At 60.7% G+C, this 20,247-nt stretch carries 13 protein-coding genes and 2 pseudogenes; 9 read left to right on the top strand and 6 right to left on the bottom strand.

Features of this window, described 5'->3' with window-relative positions:
* Positions 1-3: 3 nt before the first annotated feature.
* Positions 4-387: a DUF3302 domain-containing protein gene (locus D3879_RS14400; RefSeq protein WP_119955013.1), complete on the bottom strand. Its 384-nt coding sequence runs from the start codon at positions 385-387 to the stop codon at positions 4-6.
* Positions 388-869: 482 nt separating this feature from the next.
* On the opposite strand from D3879_RS14400, the gene ppk2 reads away from it, so the two are divergent.
* The 7 genes and pseudogenes from ppk2 to D3879_RS27850 all read left to right on the top strand — a co-directional run.
* Positions 870-1,691, top strand: coding sequence for a polyphosphate kinase 2 (gene ppk2 / locus D3879_RS14395; RefSeq protein ID WP_119955012.1), 822 nt, complete (start codon positions 870-872; stop codon positions 1,689-1,691).
* Positions 1,692-1,750: 59 nt separating this feature from the next.
* The gene (locus tag D3879_RS14390; protein WP_119955011.1) at positions 1,751-3,493 is read left to right on the top strand and encodes a SulP family inorganic anion transporter; all 1,743 of its coding nucleotides are present in this window, start codon (positions 1,751-1,753) and stop codon (positions 3,491-3,493) included.
* A 54-nt stretch (positions 3,494-3,547) separates the two neighbouring features.
* Positions 3,548-4,210, top strand: coding sequence for a VIT1/CCC1 transporter family protein (locus D3879_RS14385; protein ID WP_119955010.1), 663 nt, complete (start codon positions 3,548-3,550; stop codon positions 4,208-4,210).
* A 483-nt stretch (positions 4,211-4,693) separates the two neighbouring features.
* On the top strand, positions 4,694-6,574 hold the full coding sequence (locus tag D3879_RS14380; RefSeq protein WP_119955009.1) for a DUF1302 domain-containing protein: 1,881 nt from the start codon (positions 4,694-4,696) through the stop codon (positions 6,572-6,574).
* A 31-nt stretch (positions 6,575-6,605) separates the two neighbouring features.
* Positions 6,606-7,979: a DUF1329 domain-containing protein gene (locus D3879_RS14375; RefSeq protein ID WP_119955008.1), complete on the top strand. Its 1,374-nt coding sequence runs from the start codon at positions 6,606-6,608 to the stop codon at positions 7,977-7,979.
* A gap of 130 nt (positions 7,980-8,109) precedes the next feature.
* Positions 8,110-10,344: pseudogene (locus tag D3879_RS14370) on the top strand (winged helix-turn-helix domain-containing protein); the annotation flags it as partial.
* Between the two features lie 108 nt (positions 10,345-10,452).
* Positions 10,453-10,641, top strand: a pseudogene (locus tag D3879_RS27850) (response regulator transcription factor); the annotation flags it as partial.
* Between the two features lie 110 nt (positions 10,642-10,751).
* Here the strand turns inward: D3879_RS27850 and D3879_RS14365 are convergent.
* The 4 genes from D3879_RS14365 to speF form a co-directional block, all read right to left on the bottom strand.
* Entirely contained in the window at positions 10,752-11,657 is a 906-nt protein-coding gene (locus D3879_RS14365) for an amino acid ABC transporter substrate-binding protein (RefSeq protein ID WP_119955006.1), read from the bottom strand.
* 47 nt (positions 11,658-11,704) lie between these two features.
* On the bottom strand, positions 11,705-13,039 hold the full coding sequence (gene potE, locus D3879_RS14360) for a putrescine-ornithine antiporter (protein WP_119955005.1): 1,335 nt from the start codon (positions 13,037-13,039) through the stop codon (positions 11,705-11,707).
* 81 nt (positions 13,040-13,120) lie between these two features.
* Entirely contained in the window at positions 13,121-15,421 is a 2,301-nt protein-coding gene (locus tag D3879_RS14355) for an Orn/Lys/Arg family decarboxylase (RefSeq protein WP_119955004.1), read from the bottom strand.
* A gap of 160 nt (positions 15,422-15,581) precedes the next feature.
* Positions 15,582-17,762, bottom strand: a complete 2,181-nt coding sequence (gene speF, locus D3879_RS14350; protein ID WP_119955265.1) for an ornithine decarboxylase SpeF — start codon at positions 17,760-17,762, stop codon at positions 15,582-15,584.
* 282 nt (positions 17,763-18,044) lie between these two features.
* Here speF and D3879_RS14345 point away from each other — a divergent pair, with 282 nt between their 5' ends.
* Positions 18,045-18,818, top strand: a complete 774-nt coding sequence (locus tag D3879_RS14345) for a CHAD domain-containing protein (RefSeq protein WP_119955003.1) — start codon at positions 18,045-18,047, stop codon at positions 18,816-18,818.
* Positions 18,819-18,879: 61 nt separating this feature from the next.
* On the opposite strand, the gene D3879_RS14340 is transcribed toward D3879_RS14345, so the two are convergent.
* Positions 18,880-19,338, bottom strand: coding sequence for a potassium channel family protein (locus D3879_RS14340; RefSeq protein ID WP_119955002.1), 459 nt, complete (start codon positions 19,336-19,338; stop codon positions 18,880-18,882).
* Here D3879_RS14340 and D3879_RS14335 point away from each other — a divergent pair.
* Positions 19,337-20,239: a DUF3300 domain-containing protein gene (locus tag D3879_RS14335; RefSeq protein ID WP_238474252.1), complete on the top strand. Its 903-nt coding sequence runs from the start codon at positions 19,337-19,339 to the stop codon at positions 20,237-20,239. The two genes, D3879_RS14340 and D3879_RS14335, sit on opposite strands and share 2 nt — an antisense overlap.
* Positions 20,240-20,247 lie beyond the last annotated feature (8 nt).

Genomic DNA, 20,247 nt, shown 5'->3' with positions numbered 1-20,247 from the left:
GGTTCAGATTCCCTCTCCCTGGTTCTGGGATGCCGCGTTCTGGGATGTCGATGGCTGGGGCGTGGCCCGCTGCCCTTCAAGCCGGTCGAGGCGCTGCTGCAAATCGGCCAACTGCTGTTCCAGATGCAGGACATGGCTTTGCGGCGACTTACCGTCACCAAAGCCCCAGCCGCGGTCCTCGCGGTACAACATCGCCCAAATCCACAGGAAGGGCCAGATGGCGTGCAGGGTGAACAGGCTGACCCAGCCGGTGGCGTGGATCGCATCCTGATGCGGATGGTTGCGGTGCACGGCGATTTCATACGGGATGTCGTGCAGCACGATGATCCCGTAGAACAGTACTAGTCCAACGAAAATCAGCAAACCCAGGGCGAAGTAATCGAGCATGGATTGTTCCCTTTTTGTAGTAAATAGACCATTGCGCTGAAGTCTAGCTCACGTATTGCCCTTCATTTTGCAGGCGCCATTGACCGTCGTCGGCTCGACCTAAATCACGTCCAGAAGAATCTTCAGGTAGCGGATCCCGTTGCCTTTCGCCGCCATGCCAATGCAGGCCTTCAGTGGCTACGTACGCAAATAAAGGACTGTGCCGATAGCTGAATGCCCAGACCGTGGTGGCGCAGCGGTACTTGGCCACGATCATCTGTGGGCGCATCCAGTTCGCTGAACTGATCGAAACCGCCGTGCCCAGCGCTGTAATCAAGTACCCGGCATTCACGCGGTTCGGGGCAGGGCACTCCCTTGCATAGGCAGGTGTCCTCAGCTACACCGACAAATGGAGCGCAGAGGCGAGAGACAATTTCTCGTGGTTCGGTGCGCCCACAAAGCCTGCCGATCGGCAGGCTGCGAGAATTTGTGAGGTCAAGGCCATGGCAAAGGATAAGAAGGGCGCACAAAAGGGTAGTCCTGCTGAAAATTCGAAGCTGACGAGCAAGGACTACTTGAGTGAGCTGCGCCGTCTGCACGTCGAACTGGTCAAGCTGCAGGAGTGGGTGCAGCAAAAGGGCATCAAGATCTGCATTGTCTTTGAGGGGCGCGATGGCGCTGGCAAGGGCGGGACGATCAAGGCACTCACCGAACGGGTGAGTCCGCGTGTCTTCCGGGTGGTGGCGCTGCCAGCGCCGACCGAGCGCGAAAAGAGCCAGATGTATCTGCAGCGTTACCTGCCGCACCTGCCCGCGGCCGGCGAAGTAGTGATCTTCGATCGCAGTTGGTACAACCGCGCGGGCGTCGAGCGGGTGATGGGATTCTGCACCAAAGAGCAGGTCACAAGTTTCCTGAAGGCGGCCCCGCTCATCGAGAAAGCGATAGTTGGATCGGGAGTCATCCTGCTCAAGTATTGGCTGGAGGTCAGCCAGGAGGAACAGACCCTCCGGCTCGAGGCGCGCATCAACGATGGGCGCAAAACCTGGAAGCTGTCTGGTATGGACCTCAAGTCGTACGGCCGCTGGTATGACTACTCACGCGCGCGCGACGACATGTTCAAGGCGACGGACAGCGAGTATGCGCCGTGGCTCGTGGCTAACTCGAACGACAAGCGGCGGGTCCGCCTCAATATCATCGCCGACTTGCTTAGCCGCATCCCCTACAAAGAGATACCGCGCGAGAAGGTGAAGTTACCCGAGCGGCAGAAGCCAGGCGGTTATCGCGAGCCGGATTACCCGTTCAAGTTCATCCCCGAAAAATTCTGACGGGCGCGGCCTTTCGGAGACACACGCGGTGCGGGGCGAGTCCCGGCCTGGAGTGAGTCATGAAGCAGCAAGGCTCTGAACCCCACAATCGACTCCATGGGTCTGGTGCGCACGGTTCACGGCAACATGCGCGGGGTAGCGTGCGTCTGTTCGCACTGGAGTGGCTCCGCGACTATCGACAGCCCTGGTTCAGGCTCGATGTGATCGCCGGCCTGACTGCGGCGGCGGTCGTCATTCCCAAGGCTCTGGCATACGCAACCATTGCCGGGCTGCCGGTGCAGGTCGGGCTCTACACGGCCTTTGTCCCAATGCTGATCTACGCCCTGTTCGGAACCTCGCGTCCCCTGAGTGTGAGCACGACCACCACCATCGCCATCCTGGCTGGCGCGGCGCTTGCGGAGGTCTCGTCCGGCACCCCGGCAGCTCTCGTCACGGCAGCGGCGACGCTGGCATTGCTGGTGGGCGCGATCCTCGTGCTGGCGGGCCTCCTGCGGCTGGGATTCGTCGCCAACTTCATCTCCGAGCCAGTGCTGGTCGGATTCAAGGCCGGCATCGGAATCGTCATTGTGGTGGACCAGATTCCGAAGTTGCTTGGTATCCACATTCACAAGGGCTCATTCATTCACAACTTACTCGCTACGTTCGAAGGTCTCCCGCAGGCGTCGCTGCCGACTGTTGCCATGGCAGTTTTCACGATTGCGATCCTGCTGGTTATGAAGCGTTTTGCTCCACGCGCGCCCGCACCGCTGGTCGCGGTGGCGATCGGGATTGGTGCCATGAGTCTGTTCGGCCTGGAGCGCTTCGGGGTGGCGACAGTTGGTGTCGTTCCGACTGGGCTGCCCGCTGTGACACTGCCGGATTGGCAGCTACTGGCCCAGCTCTGGCCCGCGGCCATGGGCATCGCGCTGATGAGCTTCACCGAAACGATCGCGGCAGGGCGCGCCTTCGCCCAGAGTGATGAGCCCACACCACAGCCCAACCGGGAGCTGGTTGCGACAGGGTTGGCCAACATTGGTGGCGCTTTGCTGGGCGCCATGCCGGCCGGCGGCGGAACCACGCAGACGGCGGTGAACCGGCTCGCGGGAGCGCGCACGCAACTTGCGGGGCTGGTCACGGCCGCACTGGCGCTGGGGACAATTCTGTTGCTGGCGCCTTTCATCGGTCTGATGCCGGACGCCACCCTGGCTGCGGTGGTAATTGTGTACTCGGTGGGCCTGATCAATCCGCTGGAGTTTCGCGAGATCCTCACGGTGCGTCGTACCGAGTTCATTTGGGCGCTGGTCGCGATGGCAGGGGTCGTGCTGCTCGGAACACTGCAGGGCATTGTCGTGGCGATCATCGTATCGCTCGTGGCCTTGGCTTATCAGGTGTCCGATCCACCGGTTCATGTTCTGGGGCGAAGGCCAGGTTCCAATGTGTTCCGGCCTCGATCCGATGAACATCCCGAAGACGAAAGCTTTCCCGGCTTGCTCATGCTGCGCCCGGAGGGGCGCATCTTCTTCGCCAATGCCGAGCGCATCGGCCAGAAGATCCAGCCGTTGATCGCCGAGGCCAGCCCGAAGGTCATGGCGTTCGACCTCGGCGGGGTCTTCGATCTGGAATACACCGCACTCAAAATGCTGACCGAGGCCGAGAAGCGACTGCGAGAGAAGGGTGTGACGCTGTGGCTCGTAGGCCTGAATCCGGGTGTGCTGGCCATGGTCAAGCAGTCACCGCTGGGGCAGACGCTGGGCCTTGAGCGCATGTTTTTCAATCTCGAGGAGGCCGTTGCGCGCTACGAGTCCGCGCCAGCAGCCGTGTAACTTGCCCCGCGTTGAAAACATCGGTACGGGCTCGGCTCCGGGGAGGGTGACCTCATGCCAGACATTGGAAAAGAGAAGCGGGCGCGTGTGCTTGATCCGATCGAGCGCGTCATGGAAGTGATCTTCGGCTTGCTGATGGCGATGACCTTCATCGGGTCGCTCAGTGTGGCGACGGCTGGCCACGAGGATGAACGCGCAATGATAGTCGCCGCACTCGGCTGTAATCTCGCCTGGGGACTCGCGGACGCGGTGATATACCTGATGCGCACCGTGATCGAGCGCACACGCAACCGCACGCTGCTCGCAAGTTTGTGCAGCGGGGCGGACGCAGCTACCGGGCAAGCGCTCATTGCTAACGCGCTACCGCCGCGTCTCGCGGCTGCGGCCAACACTGAGGTATTGGAATTGCTGCGATGCCGCCTCGTCGAGCACCCGGCCATGCCGCTACCGCCGCGCCTTGGCCTGGACGACTTCAAGGGTGCACTCGGCGTTTTCCTGCTGGTCGTGCTCGCGACGTTCCCGGTCGTGGTGCCGTTCATGTTGCTCGACCAGACGGCTCTCGCAGTGCGCGTGTCTAACGTGGTCGCCCTAGGGATGCTGTTCATCGCAGGCTGGATTCTCGCGCGGTACGCAGGCGCAACCCCATGGCGCGGCGGGGCAGCGATGACGGTTCTTGGCACGGCGCTGATGGCCGCGATCATGGCGCTCGGCGGATGAGGGGCGTGTTTGCGGCTGCGGCCGTGCAGCCTGCTTGGTTTCAGCATCCTTGATCTCGGCTCTATTTCAGGAAGGGGCCGGGACGATGTCCACGAATAATATCTTCATGATCGTCAGGGCTCGCAGGCGATCATTGCAGCAGTTAGCGCCGTTGCCTGGCGAAACAGTTGCAGTGCAGTTCCCCCCTCACCATCAGTTACCACCGAGCTGGATAACCTGCGCTCCATCTCATTCTGCCCGGCGCAACAGCGCGGTTTTGGCAAGACACCCAAACACACGGAAAGGGCTAGCGAGGCAGAAAACATCACCTTCCTGGTGAGGCCGCCCCCGGGGCAGTGCGAGGCCAGCATCGAACGAAGGCACCCAGTAGTATGCGGGTCACTACTAGTGATGACATTCAAAATCACTACTTCGTCCGTTACCGCCGCAAGAGGGATTGATTAGCTTTGGCCGCCGAGCAGTAGTCCACCTGGGAAAGGCCAAATGAAAACAAAAATAATCTGTAAATCCTTCCGCCCTCATGCGTTAGCCACCGCGATCGCCTTATGCATCGCAGCCCCGGCTGAAGCAGTGAGTTTTAGTGTTGGAGAGATTGAGGGGACTTTCGACTCGTCGCTGTCCGTCGGTGCAAGTTGGTCGGTGCGCGGTGCCGATCCAGATCTGATTGGGGTGAACAACGGCGGTCAGGGGCTATCGCAAACCTCTGATGACTCTCACCTGAACTTCAAGAAGGGCGAGACTTTCTCGAAGATCTTCAAGGGTATCCACGATCTCGAGCTGAAGTACGGCGACACCGGTGTGTTCATGCGCGGCAAGTACTGGTATGACTTCGAGCTGAAGGACGAGAGCCGTCCGTTCAAGGACATCGACGACAGCGGCCGTAAAGAAGGTGCCAAATCTTCCGGCGCACAGCTTCTCGATGCCTTCGTTTATCACAACTATCAAATAGCAGACCAGCCAGGCTCGGTTCGCTTGGGCAAACAAGTCGTCAGCTGGGGCGAGAGCACCTTTATTCAAAACGGTATCAACGCAATCAACCCGATTGATGTGTCTGCGTTCCGCCGTCCTGGTGCTGAAATCAAGGAAGGCTTGATTCCGGTCAATATGTTCTTCGTGCAACAAAGCCTGACCGAGAACCTGTCGGCTGAAGCCTTCTACCAGTTGGAGTGGGATCAGACCGTCACAGATAACTGCGGGACTTTCTTTGCTCAACCTGACGTAATTGCCGATGGTTGTGATGACAACCTACGGGTTCTTAGCAACAACTTGGCCGCGGGTAGTGCCGTTAACGCTGGGTTACCAGGTACCGCTCTTGATATCAACCAAAACTCCGAAGGTGTTCTGGTACGTCGCGGTCCTGATCGTGACGCACGCGATAGCGGACAGTACGGTGCCGCGTTGCGTTATTTCGAGGATGCGCTGGATACCGAGTTCGGCCTCTATTACATGAACCTGCATAGTCGTGCTCCCGTTTTCAGCGGTTCTGCTCCGTCCCAAGCTATTTTTAATACTGCAGCGCGCTTTGGTGCGGCGGCACCGTTGGTCGTGGCTGGTAATTCGCAGTATTTCATCGAATATCCTGAAGATGTTCGTCTGTTCGGCTTGAGCTTCTCCACCACCTTGCCCATCGGCACGGCATGGTCTGGCGAAGTCAGCTACCGGCCGAACGCCCCGGTACAGCTGAACACCACCGACATCTTGTTTGCAGGAGTCGGCCCTCTTTCCACACTGAGCCCGGCTTTTGCTTTGTTTGGTAATGCATCTGTACTGGACGGTACTCCTGGCCAGGATTTGCATGGTTATCGCCGCAAGGAAATCACTCAGTTTCAAACCACTTTCACGCATTTCTTCGACCAGGTGATGGGTGCCAGCCGCCTGACCCTGGTAGGCGAGATTGGCGTGAGTCATGTCGGTGGGTTGGAGCATACCTCTGAAGCTCGCTATGGCCGTGATCCGGTATACGGTCCCGGTCCTCTGCCGGCGACAGGCCGCCTTAATACCTGCACGACCTTGAATGCCAACACTCTGGGTAGCCAGACTGCCGAAAACGTCAGCAAGAACTGCAACGACGACGGTTTCGTCACCACCACCTCCTGGGGCTATCGCGCTCGGGCGATCTGGGACTACAACGATGCCTTCGCTGGTATCAACCTGAAGCCGAGCATCTCCTGGTCGCATGACGTCGATGGTTATGGCGCCAATGGCCTCTTCAACGAAGGAGCCAAGGCCGTCAGCCTCGGTCTGGATGCCGAATACCAGAACACCTACACGACCAGCCTGTCTTACACCGACTTCTTCGGTGGCGACTTCAACACCTCGATCGACCGCGACTTCGTTGCGCTCAGCTTCGGCGTGAACTTCTAAGCGGACAGGAATTTAGAGGACGAACATGCATATGAAAACAACAAAAAGTCTGCTGCAAACCGGCGCTCTGGCGCTGTCACTGTTGGCTACCAGCGTCATGGCCAAAGTTTCCTCCGACGAGGCCGCACAGCTGGGTGCCACCCTGACTCCGATCGGTGCCGAGAAGGCCGGCAATGCCGATGGCAGTATCCCGGAATGGACCGGCGGACTGCCCACCACGGCTGGTGCAGTGGACAGCAAAGGCTTCCTGGCCGATCCCTTTGCCGATGAGAAACCGCTGTTCACCATCACCGCGGAAAATGCCGAGCAGTACAAGGACAAGTTGTCTGCTGGCCAACTGGCGATGTTCAAGCGCTACCCGCAGACCTACAAGATCCCGGTGTACAAGACCCACCGCAGCGTGGCGGTGCCGAGTGCAATCTACGCGGCGGCCAAAACCAGCGCCCTGAATACCGAAGGCGTTGACGGCGGTAACGGCCTGAAAGGCTTCAACGACAGCCGCTACTACGCCTTCCCGATGCCCAAGAGCGGCATCGAGGTGGTCTGGAACCACACCACCCGTTACCGAGGCGGCAACGTCAAGCGTCTGGTGACTCGCGTTCAGCCGCAGACTAACGGTGCCTTCAGCATGATCCAGCTCGAAGACGAGATCTCTTATCCGGGCGAGCTGGCCGACCAGGACAAGAGCAAAGCGGACAACATCCTGTTCTATTTCATCCAACGAGTGACGGCGCCGTCGCGTCTGGCCGGTAACGTGCTGCTGATCCACGAGACCATCGATCAGGTCAAGGAACCACGCCTGGCCTGGCTATACAACGCCGGGCAGCGTCGAGTACGGCGGGCGCCACAGGTTGCCTACGATGGCCCGGCCACTGCCGCCGATGGCTTGGCCACCGCGGACAACTTCGACATGTACAACGGCGCACCGGATCGCTACACCTGGGAGCTGGTGGGCAAAAAAGAGATGTACATCCCTTACAACAGCTACAAGCTGGACTCGCCGAACCTGAAGTACGCCGACATCCTCAAGGCCGGCCATATCAATCAGGATCTGGCCCGTTACGAGCTGCACCGTGTTTGGGAAGTGGTGGCCAAGCTGAAGCCGAATGAGCGCCATATCTATGCCACCCGCCGTATGTACTTCGATGAAGACAGCTGGCAGCTGGCATTGGTCGATCACTACGACGGCCGTGGTGCCCTGTGGCGTGTTGGCGAAGGCCATGCGCAGCAGTACTACCACAAGCAAGTGCCCGGCTATACCGCCGAAGCTTTGTATGACGTAGTTGCCGGCCGCTATTCGGTGCTCGGGTTGAAGAACGAGGAGAAGCACAGCATCGAGTTTGGAGCTGCGGCTTCCGCATCCAGGTACACCCCGGCAGCGCTGCGTCAGGCTGGGGTTCGCTAACCTCGACACGCGCAGATTGATACATGTTTTAGGCGGCTTACCGGCCGCCTTTTTTATTCGCGAAAAATTGCATGGTTGGCTTCGTCTCTGCAAGGATGATCCCTGATCAGCCAACCAATCGAGGGCACTCATGCCGAAAAGGTTGAACGACAGCGGCTTGCTCCCTGAATCCCTCCGTCTTCCGCGTGGACATCTGCCCAGGCCGCGCCTGCGCGATGCGCTGCTGGAAGCAGAATGCCGCCTGCGCCTGCTCTGCGCCCCCGCTGGGAGCGGTAAGAGCGTGATTCTCAGCGAATGTGCGCAGCAGTGTCCGGCCGGAACGCGGCTGGTCTATCTGGATCTGCGCGGCCAGCCATTGTCACCCGAGGCGTGGCTGCAAAGACTGGCATTCGCTCTCGGCGCTGACTCTGCCGACCAGGCCGGCATCCGGCAATATCTCGAGGACCATGAGCAGCCACTGTGGCTTCTGTTGGATAACTATCCGCGCTTTCCCGACAGCGAACTGGACACCCTGCTGAACGACCTGATCGTGTCCGCACCACGGCGGATTCACTGGTGGCTAGCCAGCCGCCGCCGCCCACAACTGCAACTGGCACGGCTGCTTCTGGAGGGCGAGCTGTTCGAACTGGATGGTAGCGAACTCGCGTTCACTGAAAGCGAGGTGGCTGACCTGGTTCAGATCGGTGGCCACCATTGGCCCAGGCCCGAAGTCCAGGCCCTGCAAAAGGCCTCGCAAGGTTGGTGTGCAGGCATTCGCCTGCGCCTGCTCGGTTTGCAGCCGGGCCAACCGCCACAGACCGAACGAAACGACGTGCTGCTCTTGGACTATCTGAAGCGCGAAGTGCTCAATGAGTTGCCAAACGATTGGCAGCACGCCCTTTACTCCCTGGCTCAGCTGCAGGAGTTTGACGCCGCGCTCTGCGAACAGCTGCTAGGTGTAGGCGAGGGTGCTCATTTGCTCGGGCAACTCACTGAGTGCGGGCTGTTCATCGAGTCCGCCAGCGAGGACGGCAAGCACTTCAGGGTGTTCACGGTCGTGGCGCCGCTGCTGGCCAGCTTGCTCCCAGTCACAATGGCCAGCGCGCTGTTCCGCAAGGCCTGCCAGTGGTGCGTCAGCCAGGGCCAGGTGCGTTCCGCGCTCGAGTATGCCCTCAAAGCCGGACAGCCGGAGGTGGCCGCCAACCTGATGCAGCACTACACCCGCGATCGCATGTTGCAGGGGCGTAGCCTTGCGCTGTTGACCCAGTGGTGCAGCGAACTGCCTGAATCCTTGTTGGCCAGCACGCCGCGTCTGGTGCTGCTCAATGCCTGGACCCAACTGCTCTGTGGCCGGCTGGACGAAGCCCAGGAACATGCGAATCGGCTTGCCCGCTTCATGCCCCAGCCAGATGCCCAGCACCAGCAGGAACTGATTGCGCAGTGGAAGGCGCTGGTTGCCAATCTGGCCTTTCACCGGGGGGCGGCCGAGCAGTCACGCCCCCTGCTACGGGAAGCCATAGACGAGCTGCCCCGACGGGCCTGGGGGCAGCGCCTGTTCTGTTGTGCCTTGCAGATAGAGCAGGCATTGATCGAGGGGCGCTTCGACGAGGCTCAGGAGCTCAACCGCCAGGCCATCAAGCAGTCGCGGGAGCAGGCCAGCCTGGCCATGGAAAGCTTTTTCGCCCTCAGCCATGTGAAATTACTGGAAATCCGCGGAGAACTGCTCCGTGCCGAAACCCTGTTGAAGCACCTGTACAGCGAGCTGAATGCTGCCTGGAGTGCAGAAGCAAGCCCGATGCGCGCGCGTGTGCAGTTGCGCCGCGCGGCGCTGCTTCTGCAGCAGGGGCGTTATCAGGAGGCAGAGGCAAGCTTTAAGTCGGGGCTGCAGGACTGCCTTGACTGCGTCGACCCCGCCGCTTTTTGGGGCCACCTGGGGTTGGCGGAATTGGATGCCCTGCACGGCGATCTCGCCGGAGCCTTTTCCCGTATCGCCGATGCGGAGCGCCTGATGCATTTCGGCCATATCAGCGTGCCGCTGTATCAAGGATTGTTGCTGAGGGCCAAGGCGCGGCTCTGGCTTATACAGGGGCGTGCAGCACAGGCCGAGAAGGCACTGCGCAACCTGTCGGCGGAAGCGATCCATTTCTCGCCCTACGGGATGCCCGACCTGAACCTGCGCCTCCGGCTGCTGCTGTTGCAGGCACAGCTGGCCAACGGCGCAATCGTGGAGACCGTGGACGCGCTCGGTGCCATGCGCCGTCAGGCGCTGGAAGAGGGGCGGCGGCCACTGGCCTGCGAGGTCGGCTTCAGCCTGGCTGAAGGGCTCTACGCGGCCAACAGACAGGAACACGCCAAACAGGTGATGCTCGATGCGCTGAGCATGGCTCGGCAGATGGGCCTTGCCAGTGCCGAGCGAGACTTTGCGTTGCGCAATCCGGCCATGATGCGCTGGGCCGGCAAAGCCGGCAGTCATGACAGCGTGCCCGCAACCCTGCTGACACCCCGCGAACGGGATGTGCTCAAGCTGATTGCCCAGGGCTACTCCAATCAGCAGATAGCCGACGCCCTGTTCATTTCGCTGCATACGGTGAAAACCCACGCTCAACGCATCAACTGCAAACTCGGCGTCGAGCGGCGCACGCAAGCAGTCGTGCGCGCCAAGGAACTGGGGCTGGCCGGCTGAACTATTCGGGCGTTTCTTGCATGGGCAACGTCACGACCAAAGCCTTTATAGCTCCAGGGCGGCCCACTGCGCAGGTCGGGCGCCCCGTGCTTTTTGGTTATGTCGCCGTCCTAGGGCAGTGCATAGACCTTGAACAGCAACTTGGACGTACCTCCAAGCCGATCCAAGTATTTGATGTACGCCTGCTCGATCTCACCCGAGCGGTACATTTCGCTCAGCACGGTATCCACCAGCAAGCGGAAGTCCTCATCGCCACGCTCGAGCGCCATCGACGCCGGAGCGAATTCGAAGAGGCGACCCACCACCATCAACTCCCCGGCGTCCTTGCTCTTCGCCACGTAGTTGTTCAGCAGCATGCGCTCGGAGAGGAATGCATTGGCTTTGCCGTCGGCAACCAGCTTCACGCCATCCTCATTGTTCTCGACCGTCACCAGCGTGGCCACCACGCCGAGCAGGCGCATTTTCTCGCGAAGCCACGCCTCGGTGACACCGCCAGCGACGGCTGCAAAGGTGTGGTTGGCCAGGCCGCGATTGACCGTCGCGCGCCAGGTCGGGCCGGTATGCGCCACATCGCCATTGAGCACTCTCAATAACGACTCGGGGGCATCATTGCGCACCACCGCCGAGAGTCCTGCGGTGTACACCGGTATCGAGAAGCTCACCGACTTGCGTCGCTCCAGTGTCGCCGGGGTCGGTGTGCAGAGGATGTCGACCTTGCCCGAGCTGACGGCACTGATCTCTTCGCCGACTTTGAGCGCTTGGTAGCGTACCTGCAGATTGGGCAAGCTCAGCTCGGTCTTGAGCCTGTCGGCGACTTTCAGGCACAGCTCGATGCCATAGCCGCTGGCCTTGTCACCGTCCTGGCTGCTGAACGGTGCAAAATCCGGCAGATAGCCCAGGGTGAAAGTGTTGTTGGCGCGCACGCGCTCAAGGGTGTCGGCGCCGGCCAGCACCGGCAGCAAAGTAAGCAGGCCGGCGAGCAGCATGCTTACGGGTTTGGGCAATTGTACGTTCATATCCTGTTCCCCATATTCAGATGTCTTTGCAGTCCTGAAGGCAACGCCTAAGGCTTGCTGGCCCCGACCATAGCGGCTGGAGACTCAAAGCGCTTGGCGATGAAACCGTAGAGCAGGTAACCGACCGCAAGGACGAGGGTGCCACCGAACACGGCGTCTTTGCCGCAGGAATAGAGGGCGTAGAACGAGTAGGCCAACGCCACCATCAACACCGCTGTGTTGCGGCTGTACACCGCTGGGCTGACCTGGGCCTTGTACATGATGACCAACAGGCCGGTCAGCGCTGTCACGTAGGGAATCAGGTTGGTCACCGCCGCCAGGCTGACCAGCTTGCTGAACTGGGCACTGGCGTCGGGTGAAATGGTCGACAGGGCGAACACGGTCTGCAGCACGCCACAGACGAGCATGCCGATAATTGGCGCATTCATCTCGCTGACCTTGCCGAACAATTTCGGGAACATGCCCTGATCGGCCGTCACCTTGGCCGTTTGCGCCAGAGTGAACTGCCAACCCAACAGCGAGCCGATACAGGCCGTGACGGCCAGCGCCATGATGATGTTGCCAATCACGGGATTGAACATCTGTGCGTAGACCATAGCGAACGGTGCCGAGGAGTTGGCCAGTTCGGCGTTGGGCACGATGCCCTGGATCACCGTGGTCGACAGCACGTAGACCACCGCGGCACCAAGGGTGCCGAACAGACAGGCCAGCGGCACAGTGCGCTTGGGGTCCTCCACGGCATCGGAGGCTTGCGCCGCCGATTCCATGCCGAGGAAGGCCCACAGAGTCAGGGGAATACTCTTGCCGATAGCTTCGGAGATCGCCAGGTTGTTCGGGTTCCAAGCGGCAGAAAACACCTCCGCCTTGAAAAAGAACCAACCGATTATGCTCAGGCCGGCCACCGGGATGATCACGCCCCAGACGCTGACCGCACCGATCTTGCCGGTGATGCTCGGGCCACCGAAGTTGGCCACGGTGGTCAGCCAGATCAGGCCGACCGTGCCGACGAAAAGTGGGACTGCGCCGCTACCCAACCAGGGCACGAACGACGTCAGGTAACCCACCGCGGAAATGGCGATAGCCACGTTGGCGATGGCCAGCGACAGGAAGTACAGGAACGAACAGAGGAAGAACCCCGACTTGCCGTGCGCCTCTTCGGTGTAGGCCGACATCCCGCCGGAGCGCGGACAGAAGAGGCCGCACTGGGCGAAGCTGTAGGCGATGGCCATGGAACCGATCGCGGTGATGATCCATGACAGCAGCGAGACGGCCCCGAGTTGGGCCATGTTGGTGGGCAGCATGATGATGCCCGAGCCCATCATGTTGACCGCCACCAGTGTGGTGAGCCCCATGAGGCTCATTTTCTTCTTTGACTCAGCCATCGAATACTCCTTGCTCTGTCCAAAGCACTGACCCTGAGTCCGACGGCTTACTGCCTGCCGCTGGGAAAGGGTGGCTAAACGTTACTGTTTGACCACATACAGCCTGTAGGTTAGCCGGTCTTGGCTGTCGCGCTCGACCTCGACCCCATGGTTGTCATGCCCGAAGCCGGGGAACCGGCCATCGAACAATTCCATCGCCAGCAGGTAGTCGACGATGGCCTTCTTGTCGGCACCGGCTTTTTCCCCCGGCATCATCAGCGGAATACCCGGTGGATAGGGCACGATTTGCACAGCGACCGTACGATCGAGCATGTCGCGCACGGCGATCTGCTCGATCTCGCCTTTCACCAACTTGGCGAAGGTCTCGCGCGGCGAGGACACCGGGTCGGGCAGCAAGGTGTAGGCCTCGTCCATGTTGTGCAACATGCCAGTGGCGAGCATGTCCTGGTGCATCTCCTCGGCCAGATCCTTGAGACCCATGCCGGCGTAACGCTCGGCATAGCTTGTTGCCAAGTCGGGCAACACCAGTTCCAGCGGCGAGTTGTTGTCGTAGTGCTTCTTGAACTCCATCAGGCCGGCAACCAGCGAGCCCCATTTGCCTTTGGTCACGCCCAGGCTGAACAGCAGCAGGATGGAGTACGGCTCGGTCTTCTCCACCACGATGCCGCGGCTGGAGAGGAAGGACGACACCAGTGGTGCTGGAATACCGCTAGGTTCCATCGCGCCTTCCAGCGTCTGCCCTGGCGTCAGCACCGTGACTTTGATCGGGTCGAGCATGCAGTAGTCGGCACCCAGGTCGCCGAAACCGTGCCAGCTGGCCGTCGGCTTGAGCACCCAGGCGTCGCCATGGCAGAGGGTCTTCGGGTCGAGGTCGGCAAAGGGCACGCCGTTGACCTCGTCCGGTTGCCAGACGCCGAACCACCAATCCTTCGGATCGCGCTTGCGCACCTCGTTGCCCAGCCGAACCATGGCCTGGCGAAAGGCGATGGCCTCACCGATGGATTCGTCGGTGAGGAAGCCGCCGGCATCGTCCATCATCTTCGCCGACACGTCCGTGGAGGCGATGATGCTGTACTGCGGCGATGTCGAGGTGTGCATCATGAAGGCTTCGTTGAACAGCGCCGGCTTGACCGGCACCTTGCCCGAGCGGATGTGGATCATCGAGGCCTGCGACAGCGCCGCCAGCAGCTTGTGCGTGGAGTGGGTGACGGTCACCGTGGCGTCATCGGCATGCCGTTCGCCACGGTGCATACCATAGCGTCCCTCGTACAGCGGGTTGAAGCGTGCATAGGCGTACCAGGCCTCGTCGTAGTGGATGCGATCGACGCTCTGGCTCAGCTCGCGGGTGGTGGTCTGCACGTTGTAGCAGAGGCCGTCGTAGGTCGAGTTGGTCAGCACCGCCAACACCGGACGCGCCTGCTTGTTGCTCGCCAGCGGGCTGTCGGCGAGTTTCTGCGCTACGGCTTCGGGGGTCAGCTCGCTGCGCGGCACCGGGCCGATCAGGCCACGCGCATTGCGCCTCGGTCGCAGGTACAGCGGCACCGCGCCGGACATGTTCAACGCATAGTTCAACGACTTGTGGCAGTTGCGATCGACCAGCACGGAGTCGCCATCGGTCACCGCCGAGTGCAGAACGATCTCGTTGCTCGCCGAGCTACCGCCGACCGAGAAGAAGGTGAAGTCAGCTCCGAATACGCGGGCGGCGTACTTCTCCGCCTCGGCGATCGGACCGGAGTGATCGTTCAGCGAGCCCAGCTCGCCAACCGACACACTGAGATCGGAGCGCAGCATCTGCTCGCCGTAAAAGTCGAGGAAGCTACGCCCCACCGCAGTCTTCATGAAGGCGGTGCCGCCGGTGTGGCCTGGGGTGTGCCAGGAGTATTCGTGGGTGTCGGCGAAGTTGACCAGGGCGCCGAAGAACGGTGGCAGGATGGTATCGAGGTAACGACGGGCGGCGGCCTCGATGCGCCCAGCGATGAATTCCGGGCTGTCTTCCGGTTGCCAGATGAAACCGTCGATGTTCTCGACGAACTCCAACGGCACATGGCTCTGATGAGCCTGGCTCATGCCCAGCATGATCGGCAGTTGGGCGGTGCGCCGGCGGATCAGTTGGATAAGCTGCATCGCCTGCTGCAGATTGCTCTCGCACAGGCCCCAGCCAAGGATCACGCAGCAGTAGGCGGGGTCGGCACGGAAGGCGATTTCCGCGTCCTCAAGGGAGCTGACCAGCTCCACATCGAGGTCATGGACCTGCAATGCTTGACCGACTTCCTGGGCGCTGCGGAAGACGATGCTGTCTTCATAGCCCTTGGTATTGACCACGATCAGCACCGGGTAGCGCTGCGCCAGAGACGCCGGTAACGGTGTTTGTGAGTGACTCATGGGTAAAAACTCCTTGTCGAAAATTGGTTAACGCCAACCGCAAACGCTGCCGCGAGAAGTTGTAATCGTCGTCGTTGTGCTCGGTCGCCTCCAACGTCGTTGAGCACGCCTCTTGTGGCAGCCCCGGATCGGTCCGGAGTGCCATAAGAGGTGTGCGCGGTCAGCTCTTCAGCACGTAGCCATAGGCGCGAGTACGGCCGTTTTCCTGTTTCAGGTAGACGCCTTGCAGTTCCGGGGTGAAGCCCGGCAGGCGGTTGATGCCTTCTTCAAGGGCGAGGAAGTATTCCAGTGCTGCGCCGCCCCATATTTCCCCGGGTACCACGCAGAGCACGCCCGGCGGGTAAGGTAAGGCGCCTTCGGCGGCGATGCGCCCGGCCGCGTCCGCCAGTGGCACCAGTTCGACGTTGCCGCGGATGTATTCGATCTGTGCGGCCTGGGGAAGCATCGCTACCTTCGGCAGCTTCGCCTTGCGGAACATATCCGTCTGCAATTGCTTAACGTTGTGGTTGCGGTACAGGTCGTGCATTTCCTGGCAGAGCTGGCGGATGCTGTAGTTGCGATAACGCTCTTGGTATTGCTCGTAGATAGCGGGCAACACCCGGCTCATCGGCGCGTCGTCACTGATGAAGCGTTCGAAGCGGGCTATCTGCGCGACCAGATGGCTCATCTTCGCCCAGTCCTCGGCAGGCGTGAGCAGGAACAGGATGGAGTTGAGGTCGCACTTCTCCGGAACGATGCCGTTCTGCCGCAGGAAGTTGGCGAGGATGCCGGCATGGATGCCGAAATCGGTGTAGCTGCCATCCACCGGGTCGATCCCAGGGGTGGTGAACAACAGCTTGCAGGGGTCGATGAAATACTGGTTGTCGGCGTAGCCGGGGAAGGCGTGCCAGCGATCTTGCGGGTGGAATTTGAAGAAGCGGATGTCGCTGGCAATCTCGTCGGTCGGGTAGTCCTGCCAGTCGCGGCCATCGATTTCGCGCGGCACGAACGGGCGAATCATCGTGCAAGTTTCCAAGACCAGCTTACGGGCATTGATGCCGAATTTTACGCAATCTCCCCACAGGCGCAGGCCGCTGCGGCCGCCATGGATGCGCGCATTCACATCAAGGGAAGCGAATAGCGGGTAGAGCGGGCTGGTGGAGGCATGGGCCATGAAGGCGTTGTTCAGGCGGGCATGGTTGCAGTAGCGAGCCTGCCCCTTGATATGGCGATCCTTCTTGTGGATCTGCGAGGCCTGGGAGAAACCGGCCTGCTGCTTGTGCACCGAGTGGGTAACAAAGATACCGGGGTCGTTCTCGTCGAGCTCCAGTAGCAGTGGCGAACAGTCTTTCATCATCGGAATGAACTGTTCGTAACCGACCCAAGCCGAATCGAACAGGATGTAGTCGCACAGTCGACCGATGCGGTCGACCACCTGCCGGGCGTTGTAGATGGTGCCGTCGTAGGTGCCGAGCTGGATAATCGCGAGACGGAATGGGCGTGGCTGCTGAGCCTTGTCCGGAGCGACCTCGTTGATCAGCTCGCGCAGGTAGGCTTCCTCAAAGCAGTGGGAATCGATACCGCCGATGAAGCCGTAGGGATTACGCGCGGTTTCCAGATAAACCGGGGTGGCGCCAGCCTGGATCAGGGCGCCCTGGTGATTGGATTTGTGGTTGTTGCGGTCGAACAGGACCAAGTCGCCAGGAGTGAGCAGGGCGTTGGTGACCACTTTATTCGATGCCGAGGTGCCGTTGAGCACGAAGTAGGTCTTGTCGGAGTTAAACACCTTGGCCGCATGCTTCTGCGCCAGCAGCGCCGGGCCTTCATGGATCAGCAGATCGCCCAGCTTGACGTCGGCATTGCACATGTCGGCGCGAAACAGCGTTTCGCCGAAGAAATCGAAGAACTGGCGTCCGGCCGGATGCTTGCGGAAGAATTGGCCACCCTGGTGGCCGGGGCAGGCGAAGGTGGAATTGCCTGCCTCTGTATAGCGTTTCAGGGAACCGAAGAAGGGGGGGAGAAGGGTTTCCTCGTAGGCCTTGGCCGCAGTCTCCAACTGGTGGCCGTAATGCTCTGCGTTGGCGCGGGTCGGATCGAACGCACCGTTGACCTGTAGCAATACCTCGCGAATACGCGGGACGACTTCCGGCGCGTGACCGCCCTCCGGAGACGTGACAATAAATAGTGGGATATTGAAGCCGGTCTGTTGAATGACATCCAGTGCGCCGTCCAGCACATCCGCCACGGAGATCACCGCGGCGGCTATGTCGGTGTAGTCGGTGTCTTTGAGGGAAACTATTTCCCGCGTGGTGTGGAAACAACCGTGGACGTTATCGCTGGCTGCGATCTTCAAAGCGTTCATGAACATGGGTCTCCTTGGGTGCATATGCGGGACGTTCTAGCTCCAGATGTCTCCGTGAACTCATCAATGGCCCTGCTCCAGGCCATTTGCGTGCAAATAGGTATAGATCATTCTGGCGAGTCGGTATTCCGGGCTTTGGCGAAAACGGTGGGCGGGGTGGTGGACGCAGGCTGCCCTAGCCGCCGTCATGCTTGAGTGCAACGACTGGCCTGGGGTGTGGCGAAAACAGTCTCAGGCTCTTCGGCTAATCTGATTTTTCCATGTCTGTGTTTGGAGCGTCTGATGTCACTTGTAGATGCAATCGTTGCCCAGGTTTTGATGCTTGAGACAGCTCTCTACCATGCCTACGCGCGCATGGAGGCCAGGACAGATAGCGAGGCGCTGCATGACTTGCGGATCAATCTGCGGCGCATGAGAAGTCTGCTGCGACCACTACGTAAGATCGGCGCCGTAGCGACGCTCAATGAGGTAGCTGCCGAGGTTGGCAAGCTGACTACCCCAGTGCGTGATCTAGAAGTGTTGATTGATGAGCTTGAACAGTTGGGGTTTGCACAGCAGGCCAATGCCCGGAAGGCTATTTTGCAGTCCAGCTACAGCCGCATCGTGGCAAGTTCGACGCTAAAGCAGCTGTTTTCCCGACTGGATCAGTGGCCTTCAGATTTTCGTGCGGCTGAGCGTGGCGGCGAATTACGTCAGATCAAGAAGACCATCGCCAAGCGCCTGCACAAGCAGGTAGAGCGCTTGAAAGCAGCGCTGGCAGACCCGCAATACGATCTCCATCAGCTACGGATTTTGGTCAAACGCACACGTTACGCAACCGATGCCTACCCTCAGTTTTCGCCCATATCCGTTAAGGCCGCTGCCTCGCTCAAGGCTGTGCAGTCTGCTCTGGGCACTTGGCATGATCATTACCAATGGTGTCTCAAAGCTGGGCAGGAAGAAGACCTGCAGCCGCTACTTCAGGATTGGCATGTCGCTGCTACCGCAGCTCTTATGGAAGCTGAAGTGGAGTTACTTCACCTTGCAGCGTTGCTGGCGAAGAACCAGCAGGCGTAAACAAATCAAGAGCGCCTTACGTATCCCGGAACTACATACTCACGGACTTTCCTTACCAGCCCTATGGCCGTTCGCTCTGCTGTAGCCTGGCCATGTTGAGCTTGATGACATCCATCACCGCAGCGGTCATCACCGAGGTGGAGACGCCGAACATCAGGATGCCGTTGGCTGCTTCCAGCGGGCCGAGCAGGCGCCAGCGTGCGGACATAACGATATCGCCATAGCCCAGGGTCGCGAAGTTGACCCCCGAGTGATACAGCGCGGTGGCGAAATCACCGAATTCGCCGAGCAGCATGAACAGTGCTGCCCAGATCGCCATCTGCACGAAATTACCGAGCAACATCAGCAACATCAGCAGCATCACCATCGACAGCAACAGGATATCCAGCAATTGCGATTCGCGGCCTTGCTGGGCATGCCTGAAGCGCACGTAGTGGCGCAGGCACTTGGCCATGAAAATGGCCTGTAGCAGCAGGCAGAGCAACATCACAGGGAGGCCGGTCAGCAGATTGAGCAGCATGGGTGACCTCTTCAGTAGGCGGACTGCCGCACCGGCGCCGGCCGAATCGACTGTGGTGGTGCAGCAGTCTGCTGCCACGCAGACCATCATCATCGAGCCGGCCCAGCCACAGACCGTCTACGTGCCCAGTTACAACCCGAGCGTGGTCTACGGTACTTGGGCCTATCCGTCCTACCCGCCGGCGTACTATCCACCGCCGCCGGGTTACTACGTCGGCACCGCGCTCGCCGCCGGCCTGGCTTTTGGCGCGGGCGTGGCGATCGTCAATTCGCTCTGGGGCGACTGCTACTGGGGCCGTGGCGATATCGACATCGACGTCAACCGCTACAACAACATCAACGTCAACCGCCAGATCAACGCCAATCAAAACACCTGGAACTACAACTCGATCAACCGTGACGGCGTGCCTTACCGCGACCGCGCCAATCGCGAACAGAGCGGCCGACGCCTGGCCGGCAGCGAACAGCGCGATGCTTTCCGTGGCCATGATCCGGCTCGCGCTTCCGAGCGCGAGCGCGCCCGCCAGTCGCTTACGCAGCGCGGCATCGAATCCCCGGCCACCAGCAACCGCCAAGCGCGCGAGCGGGCCCAGACCGCCAGCCGCGACCTGCGCAACGAGCCGCAGGTACGCCAGCGCGCACAGGCCAGTGCCCAGAAGCGCCAGGTTGCGCAAAAAAATCCTCAAGTCCGCCAGCAGGCACGTCAGCAGCACACCCGCGCGCAGGCTCCGCGTAACAATGCTTTTTCCGGTGCCAGCAGCCCCTCGCGGTCGCGTGCGCAAGCCAGCCGCGGCCAAGCCAGCCACACCGCTGCCAATAGGCCGCAGGCGGCACGCGACAGCGGCCGGACCGTGCAACGTCCTTCCCGGGCTCCGTCCCGGGGCGGCGGCCATCGGCGCTGACAGGAGAG

The organism is Pseudomonas cavernicola (genome assembly GCF_003596405.1).
GTDB classification, from domain to species: Bacteria; Pseudomonadota; Gammaproteobacteria; order Pseudomonadales; family Pseudomonadaceae; genus Aquipseudomonas; species Aquipseudomonas cavernicola.
The sequence above is the reverse complement of the archived record's forward strand: the minus strand, read 5'-3'. Positions and strand labels throughout refer to the sequence as shown.